Genomic DNA, 22380 nt, shown 5'->3' with positions numbered 1-22380 from the left:
ATAATCTGGAACAAGAATGCCGGTCCTCTGCCGAATGCTGCCTGATTTGGAGATGAGTAACCGTAAATGACGAACAGCTTATTAGTGGTATGCCTGTTGACTCTGATTATTCATACAGCGGAGACATTGTCGTATTCGGTGCGGTTTGCCGGAGTGAAGCTGAACAAGATCGCTATCGCCTTATCCCTGACCGGAATTATCGTGCTGGTCTCCAGAACCGCAAATATGGTACAAGGTCCCTTAACGGCGAAGTTCGTAGATTATGCCAAAGCTGACGACAGCTTCCCACTGCTCAACTATCTGCGGATTATTATGCTGGCTTCTTCACTGGGGACATTGATCGCGATTGCGTTGTTTCCAACCTTCGTAGGACTGTTCGCAAGAGTGATCTCCAAGCTGGAGATCGAAGGATCTATCCCTAAGCTGCTGACAAGTGTAACGGTCAGCCAGCTCAAGAATACGCGCAAATATATCCGCAGACCGAAGGTCAGGCTGAGCAGCTTCCGTTATCTTGGAATTCCCAAGCGCTTCATCGTGATGAATGTCTTCGTGACGGCCTTCTACACGGTAGGCGTGTTATCCTCGATGTATGCGGCCAAGCTGTTGCCGGCGTTCAGCACCACTGCTTCCCAGGCATCGGGCCTGATTAACGGGATAGCAACGATCCTGCTGACGGTGTTCATCGATCCGCAGCTGGGAATCATTACGCACAAGGCAACCGAGAATGCGGAATACCGTGACCAGCTCGGGAAGATCTATGTACTCCTGATGGGCTCGCGCTTCCTGGGATCACTGCTGGGCCAAGCCCTGCTGGTACCGGGAGCCTTCATCATCACCTGGCTGGTGAAGCTGCTCTGACCCTCATGACTATGCTGCTTCGGCTACTTCGGCAGCTTCAGCTCTGCGGCACGGAGCGCCGTGCTGATCTGTTGCTCCCAGCTGTACAATTGTCCGGCCATAGTACGGATCTCCTTCATCCGGTTATATGACAGCTTCATTGCAGCCGCAGCCTGGGTGGCGTCCCCCGCCTGGACAGCGGCTTTGTAGCGCTTGTCGGCCTCGGTTCTCTCTGATTGTGCGGCTGAGAATAGCTTGTTCTGGGCGGCAATCTGCTTCTTGAGCAGGGTGACGGGGGCAAGGGCATCCTTAGCCGGCTTGTTCTTCGCGGCAGTTAACGCTTTGGCTTCTGCCAAGGCTGAGGCGGCCTTCTTCACTTCAGCCCGTGCTGCGGCAGCGGCAGCCTTAAGCTTATTGCGCTTCAGCTCAAGCACAGTGGCACTCTTCAGATTGCTTGCCTTGCGGGCAGCGGTGATCTGTTTGCTGAGAGTAGTATACTGGTCCAGGAGCGGAGCATGCTTCTTCTGCACCGCCTCCGAGGCAGCCTTAAGCTTGGCGAGCTGGGCAGCATTAGTGGCTTGAAGCTGCTTGTTCACTGCGGCAAGTGCAGCGTTATTCTGCTTGCGCAATTCCTGATTCCGCTGGAGGTCAGACTTCAGCGATGCCTGAAGACCCGTATAGTCTGTATACAGATTATGAATCTCGTCCAGCGCAGCATCCCACCCGGAATCGGCAGAGACACCGGACAAGGGATATGTACAAAGTGACAGCAGTATCACCAGCACAAACAGCCTTCTTACAGCTCTTCCCGAGAAAGGTGTAACAACTCCCATACCTCTCCAATTCGTCAAGTCCATGAATTTAAACATTGCGTTCAGCTCCTCTGATTGTTCATTTGGCAATAGACACAAAGAAGCACCTCCAAGAAAGGCATGAACTGCCTGTCCTGCGAGGTGCTTCTCCCGCTTAACGTGTGCTATTGTGCATCTACTATAACCCTGTGAACCTGCGGCAGTCAAGCATTCTTAAGAACGCCAGTTCGTGAAATGGGATATTTATCTTCTTTTTGTATATGACTCTGCCGGAAAATCTAGTAGAATATATCTGTAGTTTACAATAATATATAAAGTTCGACATCTTGGTACTCACAGGAATGGGAGATGCATTATGCAGCTTAGACATGTGAAAATAAAAGGAACAGGCAAATATTTGCCGGAGCGTGTAGTCAGTGATGCAGAGCTTGATCAGATCCTTGGCACAACACCGGGCTGGGTGAACAAAATCACCGGCGTCGGCACCCGCCATTATGCCAATACAGATGAAACCGCCTCCTTCATGGGCGCAAGAGCTGCTGAAGCGGCCCTCGCCGATGCAGGCCTCAGCTTCAGTGAGGTCGATTGTCTGGTGTGTACGAGCGGAACCAAGGAGCAGCCGCTGCCGAGTACCGCCGTGTTCATTCAGCAGACCATGGGGCAGGCGGATTCCGGTGTGCCGGCTTTTGATATCGATGCGACTTGTCTCAGCTTTCTGGTGGGGCTTGATGTAATGTCCTACATGGTGGAGGCGGGCAGATATAAGAATGTGCTGCTGGTGGCCACTGAGATTGCATCTGTGGGGCTGAACTGGCAGGATAAGGAGAGCTCGGCCTTGTTCGGTGACGGAGCGGCAGCGGTGGTGATCGGCCCTGCGGAGACCGGTGATTCCTCGCGGATACTCCACGCTTCGCTCAAAACCTACAGCAGCGGTGCGCGTTATTCGGAGATTGCCGGGGGCGGGACCAGACTGCATCCCCAGAATTATACAGCTGAGGATGCGCTGCCTTATCTGTTCCATATGGATGGCCAGGCTATATTCCGCAAAGCGTCCAAGCTGCTTCCGGATTTCATTGCAGACATGCTGAGCGCCACAGGCAATAAGATGGACGACTTCTCGCTGGTTATTCCCCATCAGGGCAGTGCAATGGCGATGCGTCTCCTGCGTAAAAAGCTCGGTATTGCCGAGGACCGCTTCCTCGACAATACCGCTGGCCATGGCAATACGATTGCAGCGTCCATCCCGATGGGGCTGCATGAAGCGATCCGTCAAGGCCGGATATCGCGCGGAGAGCGGATCATGCTGATCGGCACAGCGGCAGGGCTGTCTCTGGGAGGCATGATTATTGAGTACTGAGGCCCGGCGTATTCTGATTACCGGCGGACGCGCCCCGGTAGCACTGGAGCTGGCAAGGCTGTTCAAGGCTGCGGGCCACCGGGTATACGTGGCGGAAAGTGCTGAGTATCATCTGTGCCGGGTATCCTCTGCCGTTGAGGCCAGCTTCCGGGTGCCTGCCCCAAGGCATCACCCGCAGGCATATGTCCAGCGGCTGGCTGCGTTAACGGAAGAACTGGGCATTCACTGCCTGATTCCCACCTGCGAGGAGATCTTCTATGTCTCTGCCGGTCTTGAGCATCTGACGGGGTGCCGCGTACTTACGTCAGAACGAAGTATTCTGGCCGGGCTGCACCATAAAGGGGAGTTCATGGTCCTGCTCCGTTCGCTCGGCTTCAAGGTCCCGGACACGGTGCTGATCAGCAGTGCAGAAGAATGGCGGAGAGCCGTGAAGCAGGCAGCGGAGAGGGGGGAGCAGCGGGTCTATAAGCCTGCGTACTCCCGCTTTGCCTCTAAAGTCATTCTTCCGGGTAAAAGATCCGCTTCAACTAATCCGCATAGTCTTGCTCTAGGGGAAGCAGAGCCTCCAGCCGGACTATCGGCCGGGGCTCCCTGGGTGTCCCAGGAGTACCTTCAAGGCAGAGCTGTTTGTACGTACAGCATTGTTCATGACGGCACAGTTGTGGCGCATGCAGCGTACGACAGCAGGTACAGGACGGGGCGTAGCGGGGCCAGTGTGTATTTTGAACCGCTGGAGCATCCTGCGGCTCTGGAATGGGTACAGCGGTTCGCCGCAGCAACCGGCTTCAGCGGCCAGATCGGATTCGATTTCATCGAACGGGAGAACGGGATGCTGTATCCGATTGAATGCAATCCGCGCGCTACAAGCGGTATTCATCTGTTCACGCCGGAGGAAGGGCTGACGGAGGCGCTGCTCAATCCCGGACCGCTCATGCAGAGCGGAACAGTCATTGTCCCGCGTTCAGCCCGCACAGCCATGCTGACGCTGCCCATGCTGGGCTGCGGGCTGAAACCGGGACCCGGGGGCTTCCGTAGCTGGCGGCAAGCGCTGCTTGGAGCAGCAGATGTGGTCTACCGCAAGGATGACCGCCGCCCTGCGCGCGAGCAGTTCCGCATAGTATACGCCGCCTGGAAGACAGCCAGGCAGCACCGCATCTCGATCACAGAGGCGTTAACTGAAGATATAGAATGGAATGGTGAAGCATGACCAAAGCGCTGGTAACAGGTGCAACCGGATTTCTTGGACGGCATACCGCCCGGCGGCTGGCCCGGATGGGCTGGGAGGTCTACGCGCAGGGACGCAACCCGGAGCTGGGGAAGCAGCTGGAGCAGGAAGGTGCAGTGTTCCTGGCCGGGGATCTGCGTGACCCGGAGACTGCCTATAGCTTTTGCCGGGGAATGGATGTGGTGTTCCATTGTGCAGCATTGTCGTCACCCTGGGGGAAGTACAAGGAGTTCTATACTTGCAATGTGGAGGCTACAAGCCATATCGTAGAAGGGTGCAAACGTCATGGCGCAGGAAGGCTGGTTCATATCTCCACGCCCAGTGTGTATTCCAGCCAGCGGCCCCGCTTCGGCATCCGGGAGAGTGATCCGCTTCCCGGGCGGCCGGCCAATGCTTATGCCTCAACGAAGCTGATTGCCGAGCAGATCGTCCGGCAGGCAGCGAGAGAAGGGCTTACAGCCTTCATGCTCCGGCCCAGAGCCATATTCGGCCCGATGGATAATGCCTTGTTCCCCCGGCTGCTGGCAGCGAATGAGAGCAAGGGGGTGCCGCTGATGAATGGCGGACTGGCCAAGCTTGATCTCACCTGCGTAGAGAATATAGTCGATGCCATGCTGCTCTGCTGTGAAGCCCCGCTCTCTGCTTCCGGCAGTGTCTACAATATTACCAATGGTGAGCCGTTAAGGTTCGAGGAGCTGGTCACCCGGCTATTCTCACTGCTCGGGCTGCCGCTGCACACCCGGCGATTGCCCTACCCGGTAGCTTATACCGCAGCGGCCCTAATGGAGGGGATCTACAAGGTGCTGCCTATCCCGGGTGAGCCGCTGCTGACCCGTTATTCTGCAGCCGCACTCGGCATCTCCCAGACACTGGATATTACACTGGCCCGCGAGCAGCTGGGTTATCAACCGCGTATAACAACAGACGAGGGACTTCGTGCCTTCGCAGAGTGGTGGAGGGAACAGCAATGATTACAGAAATTCCAGTTGGATTATCTATACTGTCTGCGGGCTATTGCCTGCATCCCGAGCGTCTGACGCTGCGTGGAGGCACACTGAAGCCGGTTGCCTTCCCGGCGGGCTATGCCCTGATCCGGCATCCGCAATACGGACCCATCCTGTTCGATACGGGCTACAGTGCGCGTTTCTTCGAGGAGACAGCAAGTCTGCCAGCCTCTCTATACCGCAAGATCACTCCGGTTGTCTATAGGGAGGAAGAGAGTGCTGCGCGGCGGCTGCAGGCAGGCGGGATCTCGCCGGAGGAGGTGCGGTATGTGGTACTGTCGCATTTTCATGCCGACCATATCGGCGGGGTACGGGATTTCCCGCAGGCGCAGTATATTTATCTGCAGAAATCTTACGATGCCGTAAGCGGGCTGGGTCCGGTGCGGGCGACGAAGGCGGGATTTCTGCCCGGGCTGCTGCCGGAGGATTTCAAGCTCCGCTCCATCCCTGTGGATGAAGCCTCGGCGAAGCGTGCGCTGCCGCCAGGCTTCCCGTTCACAGAAGCCTATGATCTGCTTGGAGACGGCAGCCTGCTGGCGGTTGAGCTGTCAGGCCATGCCGCCGGGATGATCGGCGTATTCGTCTCCACCGGCGAGCATGATTATCTGCTCTGCGCAGATACAGTCTGGTCGAGCCGGGCGTTCCGGGAGAACCGCAAGCCGCACCCGGCAGCAGGCTTGATCATGTCCAGCCGCACAGAATACCACCGCAATTTCGAGCGGCTGCGCCAGCTGCATGAACAATTTCCTAAGCTTCGGATTGTGCCCAGCCATTGCCGCGAGGCGCTTGCGCACTGGGGAACGGGAAGTGTGACATGAAGCGCATCAGACTGGTGATCACCCATTATATTCTTACCAAGTGGGGCAGACGCTGGAAGAACCGGGCAGCACTCGAGCAGTGGCAGGAGAAGCGTATCCGGCTTCATGTAGAGAAGGTGAGGCAGCGCTCGGAATTCTACAGGGAGCTGTGGGCAGGTATTCCGTCCAAGGAATGGCGGAGTTTCCCGGTGATCGGGAAGCCGGAGATGATGGGGAATTTCGATCAGCTCAATACAGCGGGCATTACGAAGGAGCAGGCTTTTGCAGAAGCCTATGAAGCGGAGAACAGCAGGAACTTCAAGCCTACGCTGCAAGGCGTCACCGTCGGGTTATCCTCGGGTACCTCCGGCAACCGGGGGATTTTTCTCGTTGGCGAAGAAGAGCAGGCCGCCTGGACCGGTACGGTGCTGGCAAAGCTTTTGCCGGGTGGACTATGGAAGCGGGCGAGCATTGCATTTTTTCTGCGGGCAAATAGTAATTTGTATGAATCTGTGAAGCAGGGACGGCTGCAGTTCCGGTATTTCGATCTGCTAGAGCCGCTACCGCAGCTCTTGGCCCGTATGATGGAATACCAGCCGGATATCTGGATCGCACCGCCGTCCATGCTGCGTCTGCTGGCCGGGGCACAGCAATCGGGTGAGATGAATCTGCATCCCCGCCGGATCATTGCGGTTGCGGAAGTGCTGGACCCGCTCGACCGGCAGCAGATTGAGCAGACCTTCGGGCAGAAGGTCCATCAGGCTTATCAGTGTACCGAGGGCTTCCTCGGAGCTACCTGTAGTTACGGAACATTGCATCTCAACGAAGATATTGTACATATCGAAAAAGAAATACTGGATGAACATTCACGCCGGTTCGTGCCCATCGTGACCGATTTCTCCAGAAGTGTGCAGCCTATCGTCCGCTACCGGCTGAATGATATTCTGACCGAAGCGGCGGAGCCTTGTCCATGCGGTTCACTGTTCACGGCCATTGAGCGGATCGAAGGACGCTGCGATGATATTCTGTATCTGCCCCATGCGGCAGATAGCACGGAGGTCACTCTATTCCCTGATTTCGTTACCCGGGCTGTGCTGGCGGCTTCCGCAGACATTGAGCATTACAGGGTTATCCAGCACAGCCTGACTGAGCTGGAAGTCTCCTATCGTACACGTAGCGGCACCGATCAAGGCACGGAGCAGCAGATTACAGCGGAACTGACGCGCTTGTTCACGAGGCTGTCCTGTCGCCCTCCACACCTGACTTTTACCGCTTACAGCTTCGTACCGGGAGCTGTGAAGCTGCGCCGGGTGGAGAGGAGGTGGAAGCTGTGAAGAACAGAGTGACGCTATATGACCGCGATTCTGTCGGTGGGCTGGATTGGCCGGATTCGGAGTATGGGCGGTATGCCCGGGAGTATCTTACACCGCTGCTGGAGCGGGGTGCGCAACCTTTTATCGATAATGTGAGTACAACTGTTAAGGTGTTGACCATCGATGGACTGCCGGTTCCGATTACCGTCAACGAAGCAGACTATGACAATTCGTATGTATGCTCACCCTATACCCACTATGTTAGCTATGCGCGTGAGGAGTTAGCTCTGCTTAATAACCGGATGCTTGAGCGACTTCTGTCGCTAATGCTCTCAGGAATGGGCTGGATGCTGCGGCAAGCACGGTTCAACCGGGTGGTTCAGGTGAATAACTGGCTGCTGTCCACCAATCTGTATCCTGCCTTAAGTGCAGAACAGCTGACGGCGATCCTCGATTACCTTAGGCAGACTTATCCGGGTTATACCTTAATGTATCGTTCGCTTAGCCGGGAGACCTCGGGAGAACTCATTGCCACATTGGAGGGGGATGGCTGCAAGCTCGTTCCAAGCCGGCAGATCTACCTGTTGCACCCGAATACCTCTGATTCCAAGGCCAGATGGCTGGTCAAGCGCGACAGGAAGCTGCTGGCAAAGCACGGCTATACTGAGGTTGGCCCGGAGGAGATCACACAGGAAGACATTCCCCGGATCGTGGAGCTGTACAGACTGCTGTATATCGATAAATATTCGGCCTATAATCCGCAGTTCACCGAAGCCTATATTGCTCTGGCGCTGGAACGGCGGACCTTGCAGATCTATGGTCTGCGCAAGGAGGGAAGGCTGGATGCGGTGCTTGGCTTCTATGAGCGGGAGGGCGCGATGACGGCGCCATTATTCGGTTATGACACAAGTCTGCCTCAGTCCTTAGGACTGTACCGTATGCTGTCCGCCGTTCTGATCGGGCTTGCAGGCAGCAGAGAACTATTACTGCACGAGAGCTCCGGCGTCGGCCAGTTCAAGCGCAACCGGGGAGCGGCCGGAGCGACCGAATATTCGGCGGTGTATGACCGGGGCACCTCACTGCTCAACCGCTGCGGCTGGTCCATCCTGGAGCTGCTGCTCCGGCGGATCGGCATGCCGCTTATTCAGAGGCTGAAGCTGTAGGCGGATTCATAACCTGTTAGCTTGAGAAAAATAAAAGGAGGTGCCCCATGAACACTAATTTAGGCCTGTCCCATGGGCATGAGCCGGTTGCGCTGATTACCGGGACCTCCAGCGGCTTCGGGCTGCTGACCGCAGTTACGCTGGCCCGCAGAGGGTACCGGGTCATTGCCACGATGCGGGATCTCGGCCGCAGCAAGGAGCTTGTTCAGCAGGCTGAACAGGCGGGGGTACGGGAGCGCATTCATCTGCTGGCACTGGATGTGACGGACGAAGCTTCGATTGCGTCTGCCGTTGAGGCTAGTCTTGAGCTCGCCGGCAGAATGGATGTGCTGGTGAACAACGCCGGCTTCGCTGTAGGCGGATTCGTGGAGGAGGTCAGCATGGAGGAATGGCGGCGGCAGCTGGAGACCAATTTTTTCGGACTGGTTGCAGTAACGAAGGCGGTGCTTCCTCACATGCGGGTCCAGCGCAGCGGCCTGATCATTAACGTGAGCAGTGTCAGCGGCCTGAGCGGATTCCCGGGCTATGGTCCGTATGCCGCCTCCAAGTTTGCGGTGGAAGGGTTCAGCGAGAGTCTGCGCCAGGAGATGCTCTCTTTTGGCGTCCGCGTTGTACTGGTTGAGCCGGGCTCCTTCCGTACCCCCATCTGGGACAAAGGGATTACGGGAATGCACAGAAGTGAAGGCTCCCCGTATCACACCAGGCTTGAAGAGGTGCTGCGGTACTCCCGGCGGGCGTCCGAGACGGCTCCTGATCCGCAGGAGGTGGCTGACCTGATTGGACGGATCACTGCCAAGCGTGCGCCGAAGCTGCGCTATCCTGTTGGCCGGGGCTCGCGGGTGCTGATGATCGGCAAGGCCCTGCTTCCCTGGAAGGTGCTGGAGGGCATCATTTCGAGGTCACTGCGGGCGATGAAGTGAGTGCATTGCTGTCCGGTATTGTGCCGGTATCACAGGCAAGAATGGAACAGGAGGGTTGCTTTTGCCGGGAACAGTTGGATTACATATATGCTTTGATGAGCAAGGCCGGGAGATTGAGGTGCTGGATGTGACCCGGATCGATAAGGACACGTACAGGATTGAGGAGACGCCGATTTTTAACCCGGGGATTGCGCTTGGCGACATTATCAGAGTGAATGAGCGTGAGGGGATCGCTTATTACGTTGAGACGGTGAAAAAGTCCGGACTTGTCCGGTATGCCTGGCTGCTCAGCAAAGAGGCGGCGGCTTCCGGCGAGATCCGCAGCTTTACGGAGCGGGTTACAGAGCATGGGGGCAGATGGGAGCAGATCTTCGGCGGACTGCTGGTGATTTATCTGCCTAAGCACTCTCTAGTGGATGCGGAGCTGGAAATGTCTCGGATTATAGAGCATTTTGAAGGCTAAATATACGAAGCTGAGGTGAAGGAAGTTGAAGAAATTCTTGAAGCAGTGGGTGCCGAGTATTGCCATTGGCATTATTCTATCCTTATTTATTCGTACCTACGTAGCAGAAGCAATGCGTGTGCCTACAGGCTCGATGATTCCGACTATAGCAGTTAATGACCGGCTTGTAGTGGACAAAATGCTCTGGAATACCTCGCTGAAGCATGGCGATATCGTGGTGTTCCATCCGCCGGTTGCGGAAGATGCGCATAAAAGATATGTAAAACGGCTGATCGGCCTGCCGGGCGATGTGATTGAGATCAAGGATGGCACTCTGTACCGTAACCATGAGGCGGTCGATGAGCCTTACCTGCAGGAAAAGATGACCTATACCTTCGGGCCGGTCACCGTTCCCGCAGACCATTATTTTTTCTTGGGCGACAACCGTAACGTCAGCTATGACGCTCACTTATGGGAGACTCCGTTCGTAGACAAGGATGCGCTGATCGGCAAGGTGCTGTTCGATGTGAACCAGTTGTTCTAAATCGGGTAGTCGACCACCACAACATTCTCCAGGATTCCCTCGAGCATAGACACGAACTTCTGATGGGCTGGATGCGGTCCGTACTCACGCAGGGCTTCCTGATTCTCAAAGGTCACGCGGAGCCCCAGCGTATAGCCGTGGACATTCTCCTGCTCCTCGGTCACATTGATGCCTGCCGTAAGGTCAATGATGCCGGGGATTTGCTTTTTCAGCGCCAGCAGTGCTTGTAACAGGTCTTGCTCCTGGCTGTTATCGAATTGCTCATTGAAGCGGAAGACAACGAGATGCTCATACATAATGGATGGATCCCCCTTGGACAAAGTGTTGGACTGCATTAGAGATTATACTACAAATTGGACGAGATGGAGGTTGAATGCGTTGACTGGAGATTTCCTAGCCGTAACCGACCGGATCAAAGCGCCTAACCCTGTTAGAGTCTTGATAGGTGTGCTAATTCCCATTATTATTCTGAGACTGCCCCCTAACCCCGACCCGGATAGACATTTCTATTTAAACTACATCATACAGGTATGGGTTGGACTCAGCATCGCGGCCTGCCTCTTCATTCTCATCAACGCGTTGCGTAAGGAAGGTCAGCTTCAGTGGGGGACAGATTCGCTTATTATTCGCAAAGAGCGCATCTCCGCGCAAGGGATTAAGGCCATTTACATAGATGGTCCGATAGTAGGAATATTGCCTGCAGGCAAACGGATTGTCCCGGTTAATCTCTGCTTCAGGTTCACAGAAGACACGGCAGCGGTGAGGAAGAGACTAATGTACTGGGCAGAAGAGAACGAAATTAGGATAAAATACAAGAGATTTGTCAGATGGCTCTGAACAGAATATGGAAAGGCGTCTAAAGACAGGGATTCTATAGCACTAGATTACGGGGAGTTTGTGACTTTGACCGGATTGTTACTTTACCGTCTGTTGACTATGATCAAGTGGAGCATAACGGAATATTCCTAATCAAGCGGAAACAGCTTGGCCGTCCTTTCAAGGACGGCACGTTTCAGCGAGAAATAGAAGGATAAGTTACCGTGTGAAACCTGTAAGTTCTTATATTTAATACAAAAGGGGTGCTGGTACTTGAAAGTACATGTCACGGATCTGAAGCACGGTGATTGTCTAATGGCAGACACTTTCAATGGTGTAGGTCTGCATGTTCTCCCCAAGGGGACACGTGTTGAGCGGGAAGAGATTAGTATCCTGATCCGGCACAAAATTGATTATGTCGATATCGAGCCGCGCAGCGGGCTGCATACGGATGCCGAATCTGCGCCCAGCCACGGGCTGCACGACGATTTTGATCTCGCTATTTTGAATTATGAAGCGATTTTTCTGGAAGCCTTGACGAAGGGCAGCTTCTCGCAGTCTGCAGTCGATGATACGCTGAAGCCGCTTCTGGAGACGTTGGAAGGGCAAAAGGATGTTGTCTCCCTGCTGCTCCTGCTGGACCGGGATGACATCGATACATATCACCACTCATTACAGGTGGGCTTATTATCCTATTATATTGCTGCGTGGATGGGTTACTCCAAGGAGGAGCGCTACCAGATCAGCCGTGCGGGCTATCTGCATGATATCGGCAAAAGCCAGGTGCCGCTGTCGATCCTGAACAAGCAGGGTCTGCTGACGGATTCCGAGCAGGAGGAGCTGGCACGCCACACCTTCTATGGTTATGATCTGATCCGCGGCTCCCAGATGGATGAGGTTACCGCGCTGGTAGCTCTCCAGCATCATGAGTACGAGGATGGCTCAGGCTATCCCAATCAGCTGCTCAAAAAAGAGATTCATCCGTACGCCCAGATTGTTTCGGTAGCCAACATCTATATGTCGCTCACCACTTCTACTGCAAACCGTCCCAAGCAGGGGCTGGTTACGGTGCTGCGTAAGGTGCATGAGATGGGCTTCGGCAAGCTGAACGAGACGGTGGTGCAGGCATTGACCGGACATTTACTGCCGAGCTTCGTGGGTAAGAATGTACAGCTCAGCAACGGCGAAGTGGGCATGATCGTCATGAATAACCCGCTGGACCTCTTTAAGCCGCTGGTCAAAGTAGGCGAGGGCTTCCGGGATTTGTCGCGTGAGCGGAGCCTGTCCATTGATGAAGTGGTTAACTGAAGAACCGGATGAAGAGGCACTGTCAACAGCGCCCGCTTCTAAATGAACGGCCAGACTGTCTTTTTGGACAGTTTGGCTTTTTTTCATGTGCAGAGAGAAGAAAGGAGGACAGACCTGAGGGTCCCGGTGACCGGAGGAAGGTTTGTATTCACGCCATAGATTGGCTATGATTAATGAGAGATGGAAGAGTTGATAAAGGAGAAATGAAGATGCATACCGACAACCAGTTAGAGAAATTGAAGCAGCTCAAATATGAGCTTACCCGCTTTATGATGATTTACAAGTTCGCTCTTGCCGAGATGGAGACCAAGATAGATATCCTCAAAGAGGAATTCCAGCTGCTTCACGACTATAGCCCCATTGAGCACACCAAATCCCGGATCAAATCCCCGGAGAGCATTATGAAGAAAATGCTGCGCAAGAACAGTGAGCTGTCCCTCCCGCAGATCAGATCCAGTATCAAGGACATCGCCGGACTGCGGATTACCTGTTCGTTCATTTCGGATATTTATCAGGTTAGCGCTATGCTACAGAAGCAGGACGATCTCAAGGTGCTTGAGGTGAAGGATTATATTAAAAACCCGAAGCCCAACGGTTATCAGAGTCTGCATCTGCTTATCGAGGTTCCCGTATTCATGTCGGACTGTCAGGAGCATGTCTGTGTTGAGGTACAGATCCGCACGATTGCTATGGATTTCTGGGCCAGTCTGGAGCATAAAATCTTCTATAAATACAGCCAGGCGGTTCCTGAGCATCTGACCCGTGAACTTAAGAATGCGGCTGACAAGGCGTACGAGCTCGATCTGCAGATGGAGCGGCTGCACCGTGAAATTAAAGAAATCAAGGATTCGCAGGAGGACGAAGATCCATTCTCCGAGTTGCGGGATATGATTCTTAACAATCAACAGCTCAGTCTGCCGGATAACTTTGTTAAGCTGTTGAAGGAATAGAGGATGGTTCGACAAGAAAGACATATACATACAGGAGCCAACAAGGGAGCGATTACAGGATGAGTGACAAGCGTCTTCGTACCATTGCAGTGAACCAGGCAGGTTATTCAAGCGGAGGAGAGAAGCTTGCCCTGTTCACCGGGGATACTTCCCGTTTCCATGTAATTGACACAGCAACCGGGAATGCGGTATTCACCGGGCAGACCGGGGCTTATATTGAGGATGAGCCCAGCGGCTGCCGTGTGCGCAGCGGAGATTTCTCGGCGCTTACCTCACCCGGTGAGTACCGGATCGAGGGGGACGAGGGTGAGGAGTCGGCTGCTTTTGTCATTGCAGACCAGCCTTATCAGGAGCTGCAGAGGGGATTACTGAAGGCCTTCTATTACTACCGCTGCGGCGAGGAGCTTGACGGAGAGTATGCGGGAGCCTGGGGGCATAAGGCCTGCCATCTGGCAGAAGGTACGGTCATCGGCCAGCCCGGTCTGAGACTGGACAGCAGCGGAGGGTGGCACGATGCGGGAGATTACGGAAAATACTCCGGGCCTGGAGCGAAGGCCGTAGCGGATCTTCTTCTGGCCTGGGAGCTGTATCCTGCGGCGTTTGCCGGTGTACATACACTACCGGAGAGTGACGGCAGCCTGCCGGATGTCCTGCTGGAATGCACCGTGGAGCTGGACTGGCTATTCAAAATGCAGGAGACCGGCAGCGGCGGGGTCTACCACAAGCTGACCACAGCGCATTTCCCCGGCCTTGATGTGATGCCGGAGGAGGATACTGGGGAGCTGTATTTCTCGCCGGTCTCTGCGGCTGCTACCGGGGACTTCGCCGGTGTGATGGCTATGGCGGCACGGATCTACAAGCCGTTCGATGAGGCCTATGCGGTGCGGTGTCTGGAAGCTGCGCGGGCTGCCTGGAGCTGGCTGACCGCACATCCGCAGGTGCCGGGCTTCACCAATCCGCGAGGGATTACCACAGGGGAATATGGCGATAAGGTAGACAGCGATGAGCGCTTCTGGGCAGCGGCGGAGCTATTCCGCACGACAGGAGATGAACAATTCCACAGTGCTGCTCTTGAGCTTGCCAAGCTGCCGTTCCCCAAAAACAGCTTCGGCTGGGGGGATATGGGCGGCTATGGCACACTGGCTTACCTGCTCTTAGGGGAATCGGATACTGAGCCATCTCTCTATGCGGAGCTAAGGGAGGGTTTGCTGGCAGAAGCAGACCGCCTGCTGCGGCAGAGCCGTGACGACGGCTACAGAATCTCGCTGCTGGAGGAAGATTATATCTGGGGCAGCAATATGCTGGTCATGAACCATGCCATGCTGCTGCTGGCAGCGGAACATTTCAGCGGGGAACAGGAGTATGCTGCTTGTGCTCTGGATCATCTGCATTACCTGCTGGGCCGCAATGTGCTGGGAATCAGCTATGTGAGCGGGTTCGGCGAACATGCGGTCATGCATCCCCATCACCGCCCTTCTGTGGGCGATCATGTGCTTGATCCGGTTCCGGGCCTGGTGGTTGGCGGGCCGGATCGGGGACTGCATGATGAATATGTGAAGAAGCATTTGCGGCGCAAACCCGCAGCCCAGTGTTACGCGGATCACGAGGACAGTTATTCCACGAACGAGGTAACAATCTACTGGAATTCACCGGCATTGTTCGTGACGGCGAGGTTCAATTGCTGATCAGATAAGGAGACGCAGAACAATAACAAAGGAGCTGTGAGCGAAATGAACGACAATGTGGAAGAGCAGGAGCTGGAGTTGTTAAAATACCCGATTGGAAGATTCGCCGCTAAGGGGAACCGGACAGCAGAAGTGCGGGAAGAATCGATTGCGGTCTTTAAGCAGTTGGCAGGGGAGTTACGGGCAGCAGTTGAGCCGCTGACGGTTGAACAGCAGCACACGCCTTACCGGCCGGGAGGCTGGACTGTGATTCAGGTCGTGCATCATCTTGCCGATACCGGCATGTATGCATACCTCCGCTTCAAGCGGGGGCTAACGGAGGAAACACCGCAGGTTCCAAGCTACAGACAGGATCTGTGGGCGGAACAAAGCGATTATACCGGCGAGCCGGTGGAATCCTCACTCCAGCTCATCGGACTGCTAAACCGTAGATTCGCCACTTTGCTGGATTCCTTGAAGCCTGTGGACTATGACCGGACCTTCCTAAGCGGCGGTCTCGGTGAGATGACGCTGGATACCGCAGTGGAGAGGTACATTTGGCACAGCCGCCATCACATCGCCCAGATTACAGCATTGGTCCAGCGAAGCGGCTGGTAAGTGATAACTTTGTTTTACTATGAACAGACGGAGAGGGTGTTTACCCGCCGTCTGTTTATTTTGTCCGGGACCGGAAAAGGGGGGGAGGCCCGACGAGTGAACGAGGAGTCTGGAATGTATGTGGAAAACAGCATACATTCGGGCGGATAAGAGGCTCCCGGGCAAAATGTATGTGGAAAACAGCATACATTCGAGCGGAAGCGGGCCTACGGTCAGAATGTATGTGGAAAACAGCATACATTCAGGCGGAAGGTGGACTTCGGGCAAAATGTATGTGGAAAACCGCATACATTAGCATAGGGCGGCTGCGGAGCATGTGAGATGTTGCTCCTTTTATGGTTGCAGCTCCATCCGGCCCAGCCCGTCCGCCCAATCCATTGTCTAATCACGTATCCAGCTATTCAATTTCGCTGAAGTGCAATTTTACTGTACGGCGGTGCTATTTATCGTCACCTGGGCAGGTGCGGATACATATCCTATAACCAGAACGATAAAAACGGCCCCGAGGAAAGGACGGATATGTGTGACCTCTTATATGGACTATACGTCGCCCAATACACAGTTTACATTTGATATGAATGGCAACACCTTATTCAAGAAGGATGATTGCAATTACATCAACGTACTGGGCATCAAAAATCTGAACACCCTGGAGAATACCTCGCTGCTTGATATTTATCTCAGCAGATCCAATGTGGTCGAGCCGCATTATCATCAAAATGCCGCTGAGCTGGTGTATTGTATCTCAGGCGCGGCTGTGGTGTCGCTGATTAACCCGTTCACGAATGAGCTGCTGCATTTCCCGATCACCCCGGGCCAGGTGGCCAATGTGCCGCAGGGCTGGTGGCATTATGAAGTGGCCACGGTGGATTGCACCCATCTGCTGGCGATCTTCGATGCTCCTACTCCGGAAGTCATCCTTGGATCGGATCTTCTGAGCCTAACCCCCGCCAATGTGCTCGCGCATACCTACTGCTTGAATGAAGCGCTGGTTAAGGAAGCACTCGCTCCGGTGAAGCCTCAGATCTTCATTGGTCCGCCTGCAGATTGCTGTCCCCCTGTGAAGGCCGCGGCCGAGAATATGAAGGGGACCCACATTGCTCCCGCCAATATGGCGCCGATGATGGCTAATGCGAACATGCCGTCTTACATGCATCAGCAGCAGGCTCCGCAATCCTTCGGATACCAGCCGATGGCGGTACACGGTTATTATGCTCAGCCGTATGCCCAGCCCTACCGCCAGCAGCAATACGTTCAGGCTCCTCCGCAAGCTGTACATGAGGCTGGAACCGAATAACAGAAATCCATACAGCACAAACGGCAGCGTATTCTGTGAATGCAGAATGACGCTGCCGTTCTTTTGCAACCAAGAAGAGAAAGCTTGTCTTCAATGATTCTGATCTCGAACCTGGAAGGAACGCAGATAATTCTGAATATCCTCCTGCGGGGTTTCAAGCAGACCTGCCAGCATGCTTTGAATAGCATGCAGGGCGGCAACCTTTTCGTCGATTTCGGTGATTTTATCGCGGACGAGTTCCTTCAAGGTGTCTTCATCCATCTTCGAGCCGAGCAGGGCGAGCGCCGCCTGAATTTCTTTCAGTGAATATCCCAGAGACTGGGCATCCTTGATGAACTTCAGCTTCACCAGAACATCTGCAGAGTAGATCCGGTATCCCTTCGCGGTCCGCTCCGGGGCGGGCAGGATGCCGCTGTCCTCATAGTAACGGATGGTGGCTGCACTCAGCCCCGCCTGCCGCGCCAGCTCACCACGGGTCATTCCCTTCATCTGGAAATCCCTCCTGTATTTCATAACTATCTACCTACGCCTATGGTCTCTTGTACGTGTAGGCCGGGTCAAAGCTCACTTCCGGGTATAGAGGCGAAGGGCCATTCAGCAGCGCCTGCGGCTCATCCAGCAGATACTGATCGAAGAATGACCGGGTATAGGTTCTGCTTATATCTACAGTATGCACCGGATCAAGGCCGTTGGCGAATAAGGAGGGGGACAGCAAGGCTATATCCGTAAAACTCTGGTGAATGAAATGATCCACTGTCAGATAATAGGTATCCCTGGTGCTGCGGCTCATAACCGACTTCAGATCCGGTGTGAACTCTTCATAGATAAGGGGCTCTGTGCTCGCTTCAGGATGTGCAAGATGCTGCGCAGTCGTTCCGGACATCACGTACATAAAAGGCTGCGTCAGCCCTTCATGGGCAACCTTGCCCCAGAACCCGCCCTCCAGACTGACACCGGCCTTGAACCGTTTGTCCTGGGCTAAAGCTTCGGCGGTTGTCGCCCCGCCATAGGAATGGCCGAAGATCCCCGCACGGCTGAGATCCAGCCTGCCCTGGAACAATCCATTCGGGTCTTGGGTATTCCAAGCCGTCAGGGTGTCCAACACAAAGCTGGCGTCCGCTGTACGGATGGTAATTCCGCTCACATTGTAGTTGTAGAGCTCTGCGGAAGTATTGAACTTCGGATCAGGCACATAGTAGACCGAAGCGCCGTCCGGGTAAGTGACCTTGGCTGAGGTATAAGGATGATCGATCCCAACGACAATATAGCCGTGGCTGACCAATTCTTCGATAATCGACATACTCTGGAATCGGGTCGAGCGGATTCCCGGCGAGAACAGCAGGACCGGGTAGCTGGATTCTTGTGCCGATAGCTTCACTCCGTCTGTAACATGAGTCGGAATATCGGTCACATGGCTGAACAGCTGCTTCGGCAATCCGAAGACGAGACTAATGGCTTCACCCAGTGCGGAAGGATAGTGTTCCTTAGGCTTACCCTCAGTCTGGTCAGGATCGGCTGGATACCATACATTGACCATCAGCTTACGCTTGTCGCCTGCTTGCGGAGTCAATGTCTCTTCGCGCTTCTCGTCGGTCAGCTCCCGCGCTATTGTACCGATGGCATAGGACCCTGTGGGTTCTGGCAAGGTGAACATCGGCAGCAGCCTGGAAGCATAGACGGATACTCCTGATAGAAGGAGGACGAGTATAAGCAGCAGACTCTTCCATAACTTCGCATACCGCTTACGCTGGTCCAACCGTTGACGCTTCACAAGTCTGAATCCGAGTATGGTCAGCAGTCCGAGCGCTGCGGCGTAAGCCGGAGCCATCTGGATACGGTAATTCTCCAGCGTTCCATGCAGTACCAGGGCTATCATTACAGCCAGCAGCATAAGGATATCCAGCCTCCGGCTCTTCTTTGTCCACATCACTCCTGCTGTAACAGCCAGAACAGCAACAATGACTATCATCTCAAAAATTCTCATCTGCACTACCTCCAACTCTATTCATCTGGAACAATTAGAGTATAAAGGTTGAAGTATACTTCAAGGTCAAGACCTAATTATGCCCGGGGACGTATATGCAAAAAAAAGGCGGCAGCCCGTTCCAGATTCAGAACGGCTGCCACCAGTACGGCTAATCTTCGCATCAAGTGAGATTAGGATAAGCGGACAAGCACCCGGCCCCGGGTGCCCGACTGGAGAATATCCTGAAGCGCCGCAGGCAGCTCAGTCAGAGAAATCTCACGGTCCACCAGTGTATCCAGCACCGCAGGCTTCATGTCGCCTGCCATGCGCTGCCAGAGCGTGGCCCGTTTCTCCATAGGGCAAGCTACGGAATCGATGCCGAGCAGACTGACTCCGCGCAGTATAAACGGCAGGACGGTAGTCGGGACAGCCGTGCCTGCGGTTAAGCCGCTTGCGGCAACTGCGCCGCCGTAAGCGATTTTGCTCAGGACTGCAGCAAGCGGCGCACCCCCGACTGAATCTACTGCGGCCTGCCAGAGCTGCTTGTCCAGCGGCTTCACTGCACTGCCCGCGATCTCTTCGCGGGAGATCACCTCAGCAGCACCCAGTGCCTGCAAATATCCGGCTTCATCCGTTCTGCCGGTACTGGCAGTGACCTGATAGCCGAGCTTCGCCAGAATGGCGGTTGCCGCACCTCCGACACCGCCGGTGGCCCCGGTGACGAGCACTTTTCCCTGATCAGGGGTCATGCCTTGTGCTTCCAGTGCCTGTACAGACAGTGCCGCCGTGAATCCGGCCGTGCCGTAGATCATTGCTTCCCGCAGCGTCAAGCCCTCCGGGAGTTCAACAACCCAGTCCGCAGGGATACGGGCGTATTCGCTGAAGCCGCCGAAGTGGGAGACGCCGATTCCATAGCTGGTGGCAATGACCGACTGGCCTTCGCGGAAGCGGCTGTCCTTCGATGTGACTACCGTCCCTGACAGGTCAATGCCCGGAATGAACGGATAATTTCGCACAATATTTCCATTCGGGATGCTTGCCAGACCGTCTTTATAGTTTACACTGGAATAAGCTACCTTAATTAACACTTCACCGGCGGGCAGTTCCTCCAGTGATACCGGTCTGACCTCTACGGAGAATGGTTCTGTCTTGTCCACTACCAATGCTTGAAAAGGGTTCGTCATAGCTTCTCTCTCCTAATTCGTGTTATATTTGTTTGGTTCAAAGATAAGAATTCATAGGCTTCGCGCCATTACTATTGTGCCCTGTCAATTGAGGAAACACAATGATATCCTGCACTAAATGCTTACAAAGGAGCGTTCATATGAGAGTGAAAATACGTAAAACCGTGCTTGCCACAGCAATCTGCCTCGTTCTGGGCGGGGGAGCGCTATACGGGTTCGCAGCATCTGATTCCGCCCCGGCGGTACACCGGCTGCGTCTAAGTGAGGACGAGCCTGCGCGGTATTTGCAAGGGTTGGAGTCTGTGACTCAAGATCAGCTGGAGCTGTCGCTTGGCGATCAGAGCCGTCCGGGTAATTATATCAGCATCCCTAATCATACAGAATTGCTATGGAGGAAGCCGGTGCCGACTCCGGCAGGTGAAGGGGAGCTGATCAAGTTCGTACAGGGGGGAAGTGCGGTCTATCCTGCTCCTGAGGTTACTTATTATTGGCTGTGTTATCAGCGTCCGGGCCAGAGTGACAGCGATAATACGCTAACCTACTATATAGAAGCGAAAGTATTGGGGCAAGATGAAGAAGCTGCGGAAGCAGAGCTGCTAAAGCTGGCAGAGGACTGGGAAATTCCCGGTTAACCCGGATTTAATTGTGAACAACAAGTGAACTGTAGTATATTGAGATAGAATTCATCCGTCTGATGAGGGAGGCATACTCTATGTCCATTGCAACAACGATGATTATCCGGCTTGAAATCCGTAAGGCAGAAGCTTCTTTTGGCGATGTGGCGTCCAGACTGGCAGCGGCCGGCGGCGATATTGTAGCGATTGACGTAATCCGTGGCGGCAAGGATGTGACGACCCGTGACCTGACCGTGAATGTGCAGGATGCGGCGAATGAAGAGATTATAAGCGTGCTGAAGAATATGCCTGGAATCAAAGTCATCAATGTCTCCGACCGCACCTTCCTGGCCCATCTCGGCGGCAAAATCGAGGTCACCCCGAAGATGCCGATCAAGAACCGGGAGGATCTGTCGCTGGTATATACCCCTGGTGTAGCCCGTGTCTGTACCGCGATTGCCGAAGATCCGTCCAAGGCGTATTCCCTGACGATGAAAAGAAATACGGTAGCCGTGGTCACCGACGGTACCGCTGTGCTGGGTCTTGGCGATATCGGACCGGAGGCGGCGATGCCGGTGATGGAGGGCAAGGCCATGCTGTTCAAGCAGCTGGCGGATATTGACGGGTTCCCGCTGTGTCTGGACACGAAGGACCCGGAAGAAATCATTAAAATCGTGAAAGCGGTTGCTCCCGGCTTCGGAGGGATTAATCTGGAGGACATCAGCTCTCCGCGCTGCTTCGAGATTGAACGGCGGCTGTCGGCGGAGCTGGATATTCCAGTCTTCCATGATGACCAGCATGGGACGGCAGTAGTTGCGCTGGCCGGATTGCTGAACGCGCTCCAGGTGGTGGAGAAGTCGATTGCAGACTCCAGAATTGTAGTCGTCGGCATCGGTGCGGCAGGCGTGTCGATCTGCCGTCTGCTACTGGCGGCTGGCGCGAAACACCTCTACGCCGTAGACAAGGAAGGGATTCTGAACCGCAGCGAAGCCTACACCAATCCCGAATGGAGCTGGCTGGCCGAAGCCACGAACCCCGAGAATCTGAGTGGAGGACTGGATGAGGCGGTGCGCGGAGCAGATGTCTTCATCGGTGTATCCAGAGGAGGGATTCTGCAGGTTAGCCATCTGCAGAGCATGGCTCAGGACAGCATCGTGTTCGCTATGGCTAATCCGACCCCGGAGATTGAACCGGATCTGGCGGAGCCTTACGTCCGGGTGCTGGCAACCGGCAGAAGCGATTACCCTAACCAGATTAACAACGTGCTGTGTTTTCCGGGAATTTTCCGCGGGGCGCTGGACTGCCGGGCCAAGACGGTGAATCTGGAGATGAAGCTGGCAGCGGCGCAGGCCATTGCAGCGGTGGTCCACCCGGATGAGCGGAATGAGCAGTATATTATTCCGAGCATTTTCAACGAGAAGGTTGTGGAGCAGGTGCGTCTGGCTGTTATCAAGGCAGCTATCGCGACCGGCATCGCCCGGCGCATCCCGCCGGATGTGAGCTGAACGGTAATCATTAACCGGAACAGCTCTGGATAACGGCAAGGTGA

General features: G+C 54.7%; 23 protein-coding genes. 18 read left to right on the top strand and 5 right to left on the bottom strand.

From position 1 onward, the window contains the following. Nucleotides 1–66: 66 nt before the first annotated feature. Nucleotides 67–858 (top strand): lipid II flippase Amj family protein, encoded by a 792-nt coding sequence (locus MKY96_RS15890; RefSeq protein WP_036729737.1) that lies wholly within the window; start codon nucleotides 67–69, stop codon nucleotides 856–858. A gap of 23 nt (nucleotides 859–881) precedes the next feature. Here the strand turns inward: MKY96_RS15890 and MKY96_RS15885 are convergent, their stop codons facing one another. Then, complete coding sequence (locus tag MKY96_RS15885) at nucleotides 882–1688, bottom strand: hypothetical protein (protein ID WP_340941565.1); 807 nt, start codon at nucleotides 1686–1688, stop codon at nucleotides 882–884. A 316-nt stretch (nucleotides 1689–2004) separates the two neighbouring features. Here MKY96_RS15885 and MKY96_RS15880 point away from each other — a divergent pair, with 316 nt between their 5' ends. The 9 genes from MKY96_RS15880 to lepB all read left to right on the top strand — a co-directional run bounded on the left by MKY96_RS15880 (nucleotide 2005) and on the right by lepB (nucleotide 10414). Beyond that, nucleotides 2005–3006 carry a beta-ketoacyl-ACP synthase III gene (locus MKY96_RS15880; protein WP_340941563.1) on the top strand — a complete coding sequence of 334 codons (1002 nt, stop codon included), beginning with the start codon at nucleotides 2005–2007 and terminating at the stop codon, nucleotides 3004–3006. Further along, nucleotides 2996–4213: an ATP-grasp domain-containing protein gene (locus tag MKY96_RS15875; RefSeq protein WP_340941562.1), complete on the top strand. Its 1218-nt coding sequence runs from the start codon at nucleotides 2996–2998 to the stop codon at nucleotides 4211–4213. The genes MKY96_RS15880 and MKY96_RS15875 overlap by 11 nt, the downstream gene beginning before the upstream one ends. Beyond that, nucleotides 4210–5202, top strand: a complete 993-nt coding sequence (locus tag MKY96_RS15870; RefSeq protein ID WP_340941560.1) for an NAD-dependent epimerase/dehydratase family protein — start codon at nucleotides 4210–4212, stop codon at nucleotides 5200–5202. The genes MKY96_RS15875 and MKY96_RS15870 overlap by 4 nt, the downstream gene beginning before the upstream one ends. Beyond that, nucleotides 5199–6053, top strand: a complete 855-nt coding sequence (locus tag MKY96_RS15865) for an MBL fold metallo-hydrolase (RefSeq protein WP_340941558.1) — start codon at nucleotides 5199–5201, stop codon at nucleotides 6051–6053. Before MKY96_RS15870 ends, MKY96_RS15865 begins: the two co-directional genes overlap by 4 nt. After that, nucleotides 6050–7366, top strand: coding sequence for a F390 synthetase-related protein (locus MKY96_RS15860; RefSeq protein WP_340941556.1), 1317 nt, complete (start codon nucleotides 6050–6052; stop codon nucleotides 7364–7366). Before MKY96_RS15865 ends, MKY96_RS15860 begins: the two co-directional genes overlap by 4 nt. Continuing rightward, nucleotides 7363–8508, top strand: coding sequence for a GNAT family N-acetyltransferase (locus MKY96_RS15855; protein ID WP_340941554.1), 1146 nt, complete (start codon nucleotides 7363–7365; stop codon nucleotides 8506–8508). The genes MKY96_RS15860 and MKY96_RS15855 overlap by 4 nt, the downstream gene beginning before the upstream one ends. Nucleotides 8509–8555: 47 nt before the next feature. Next, on the top strand, nucleotides 8556–9428 hold the full coding sequence (locus tag MKY96_RS15850) for an SDR family oxidoreductase (protein WP_340941552.1): 873 nt from the start codon (nucleotides 8556–8558) through the stop codon (nucleotides 9426–9428). Nucleotides 9429–9489: 61 nt separating this feature from the next. Next, a complete protein-coding gene (locus MKY96_RS15845; RefSeq protein WP_340941551.1) occupies nucleotides 9490–9891 on the top strand; it encodes a DUF4265 domain-containing protein in 402 nt (133 codons plus the stop codon). A gap of 25 nt (nucleotides 9892–9916) precedes the next feature. Beyond that, nucleotides 9917–10414 carry a signal peptidase I gene (lepB, locus tag MKY96_RS15840; protein WP_340941550.1) on the top strand — a complete coding sequence of 166 codons (498 nt, stop codon included), beginning with the start codon at nucleotides 9917–9919 and terminating at the stop codon, nucleotides 10412–10414. Here the strand turns inward: lepB and MKY96_RS15835 are convergent. Next, a complete protein-coding gene (locus tag MKY96_RS15835; RefSeq protein ID WP_340941549.1) occupies nucleotides 10411–10710 on the bottom strand; it encodes a Dabb family protein in 300 nt (99 codons plus the stop codon). The two genes, lepB and MKY96_RS15835, sit on opposite strands and share 4 nt — an antisense overlap. Nucleotides 10711–10792: 82 nt before the next feature. Between MKY96_RS15835 and MKY96_RS15830 the strand changes: the two genes are divergently transcribed. The 6 genes from MKY96_RS15830 (at nucleotide 10793) to MKY96_RS15805 (ending at nucleotide 17067) form a co-directional block, all read left to right on the top strand. After that, the gene (locus MKY96_RS15830; protein ID WP_340941546.1) at nucleotides 10793–11251 is read left to right on the top strand and encodes a hypothetical protein; all 459 of its coding nucleotides are present in this window, start codon (nucleotides 10793–10795) and stop codon (nucleotides 11249–11251) included. 252 nt (nucleotides 11252–11503) lie between these two features. Further along, complete coding sequence (locus MKY96_RS15825) at nucleotides 11504–12538, top strand: HD-GYP domain-containing protein (RefSeq protein WP_340941545.1); 1035 nt, start codon at nucleotides 11504–11506, stop codon at nucleotides 12536–12538. A gap of 209 nt (nucleotides 12539–12747) precedes the next feature. Continuing rightward, nucleotides 12748–13488, top strand: a complete 741-nt coding sequence (locus tag MKY96_RS15820; RefSeq protein WP_340944585.1) for a GTP pyrophosphokinase — start codon at nucleotides 12748–12750, stop codon at nucleotides 13486–13488. Between the two features lie 59 nt (nucleotides 13489–13547). Continuing rightward, nucleotides 13548–15173: a glycoside hydrolase family 9 protein gene (locus tag MKY96_RS15815; RefSeq protein ID WP_340941542.1), complete on the top strand. Its 1626-nt coding sequence runs from the start codon at nucleotides 13548–13550 to the stop codon at nucleotides 15171–15173. Between the two features lie 45 nt (nucleotides 15174–15218). Continuing rightward, a complete protein-coding gene (locus MKY96_RS15810; RefSeq protein ID WP_340941541.1) occupies nucleotides 15219–15770 on the top strand; it encodes a YfiT family bacillithiol transferase in 552 nt (183 codons plus the stop codon). Between the two features lie 523 nt (nucleotides 15771–16293). Next, a complete protein-coding gene (locus tag MKY96_RS15805; RefSeq protein ID WP_340941539.1) occupies nucleotides 16294–17067 on the top strand; it encodes a cupin domain-containing protein in 774 nt (257 codons plus the stop codon). Nucleotides 17068–17157: 90 nt separating this feature from the next. Here the strand turns inward: MKY96_RS15805 and MKY96_RS15800 are convergent, their stop codons facing one another. The 3 genes from MKY96_RS15800 to MKY96_RS15790 all read right to left on the bottom strand — a co-directional run bounded on the left by MKY96_RS15800 (nucleotide 17158) and on the right by MKY96_RS15790 (nucleotide 20217). After that, nucleotides 17158–17556 (bottom strand): MerR family transcriptional regulator, encoded by a 399-nt coding sequence (locus tag MKY96_RS15800; protein WP_340941537.1) that lies wholly within the window; start codon nucleotides 17554–17556, stop codon nucleotides 17158–17160. A 40-nt stretch (nucleotides 17557–17596) separates the two neighbouring features. Then, nucleotides 17597–19051 (bottom strand): alpha/beta hydrolase family protein, encoded by a 1455-nt coding sequence (locus MKY96_RS15795; protein ID WP_340941535.1) that lies wholly within the window; start codon nucleotides 19049–19051, stop codon nucleotides 17597–17599. Nucleotides 19052–19224: 173 nt separating this feature from the next. Continuing rightward, nucleotides 19225–20217, bottom strand: coding sequence for an acrylyl-CoA reductase family protein (locus MKY96_RS15790; RefSeq protein WP_340941533.1), 993 nt, complete (start codon nucleotides 20215–20217; stop codon nucleotides 19225–19227). A gap of 140 nt (nucleotides 20218–20357) precedes the next feature. Between MKY96_RS15790 and MKY96_RS15785 the strand changes: the two genes are divergently transcribed. Together MKY96_RS15785 and MKY96_RS15780 are read left to right on the top strand one after the other, a co-directional pair. Next, nucleotides 20358–20849: a hypothetical protein gene (locus MKY96_RS15785; protein WP_340941531.1), complete on the top strand. Its 492-nt coding sequence runs from the start codon at nucleotides 20358–20360 to the stop codon at nucleotides 20847–20849. 80 nt (nucleotides 20850–20929) lie between these two features. Continuing rightward, nucleotides 20930–22336 (top strand): NAD-dependent malic enzyme, encoded by a 1407-nt coding sequence (locus tag MKY96_RS15780; RefSeq protein ID WP_340941530.1) that lies wholly within the window; start codon nucleotides 20930–20932, stop codon nucleotides 22334–22336. The last annotated feature ends 44 nt before the right edge of the window (nucleotides 22337–22380 follow it).

Source organism: Paenibacillus sp. FSL R7-0302 (genome assembly GCF_038006885.1).
GTDB lineage: Bacteria > Bacillota > Bacilli > Paenibacillales > Paenibacillaceae > Paenibacillus_AQ.
Note: the sequence above shows the minus strand (reverse complement) of the source record. Positions and strands in the feature narration are given on the sequence as shown.

Coding starts and splice junctions, on each gene's coding strand:
- MKY96_RS15870 (WP_340941560.1), top strand. CDS start 4,210: ATGACCAAAGCGCTGGTAACAGGTGCAACCGGATTTCTTGGACGGCAT.
- MKY96_RS15790 (WP_340941533.1), bottom strand. CDS start 20,217: ATGACGAACCCTTTTCAAGCATTGGTAGTGGACAAGACAGAACCATTC.
- MKY96_RS15800 (WP_340941537.1), bottom strand. CDS start 17,556: ATGAAGGGAATGACCCGTGGTGAGCTGGCGCGGCAGGCGGGGCTGAGT.
- MKY96_RS15865 (WP_340941558.1), top strand. CDS start 5,199: ATGATTACAGAAATTCCAGTTGGATTATCTATACTGTCTGCGGGCTAT.
- MKY96_RS15815 (WP_340941542.1), top strand. CDS start 13,548: ATGAGTGACAAGCGTCTTCGTACCATTGCAGTGAACCAGGCAGGTTAT.
- MKY96_RS15890 (WP_036729737.1), top strand. CDS start 67: ATGACGAACAGCTTATTAGTGGTATGCCTGTTGACTCTGATTATTCAT.
- MKY96_RS15795 (WP_340941535.1), bottom strand. CDS start 19,051: ATGAGAATTTTTGAGATGATAGTCATTGTTGCTGTTCTGGCTGTTACA.
- MKY96_RS15835 (WP_340941549.1), bottom strand. CDS start 10,710: ATGTATGAGCATCTCGTTGTCTTCCGCTTCAATGAGCAATTCGATAAC.
- MKY96_RS15880 (WP_340941563.1), top strand. CDS start 2,005: ATGCAGCTTAGACATGTGAAAATAAAAGGAACAGGCAAATATTTGCCG.
- MKY96_RS15810 (WP_340941541.1), top strand. CDS start 15,219: ATGAACGACAATGTGGAAGAGCAGGAGCTGGAGTTGTTAAAATACCCG.
- MKY96_RS15850 (WP_340941552.1), top strand. CDS start 8,556: ATGAACACTAATTTAGGCCTGTCCCATGGGCATGAGCCGGTTGCGCTG.
- MKY96_RS15785 (WP_340941531.1), top strand. CDS start 20,358: ATGAGAGTGAAAATACGTAAAACCGTGCTTGCCACAGCAATCTGCCTC.
- MKY96_RS15860 (WP_340941556.1), top strand. CDS start 6,050: ATGAAGCGCATCAGACTGGTGATCACCCATTATATTCTTACCAAGTGG.
- MKY96_RS15780 (WP_340941530.1), top strand. CDS start 20,930: ATGTCCATTGCAACAACGATGATTATCCGGCTTGAAATCCGTAAGGCA.
- MKY96_RS15820 (WP_340944585.1), top strand. CDS start 12,748: ATGCATACCGACAACCAGTTAGAGAAATTGAAGCAGCTCAAATATGAG.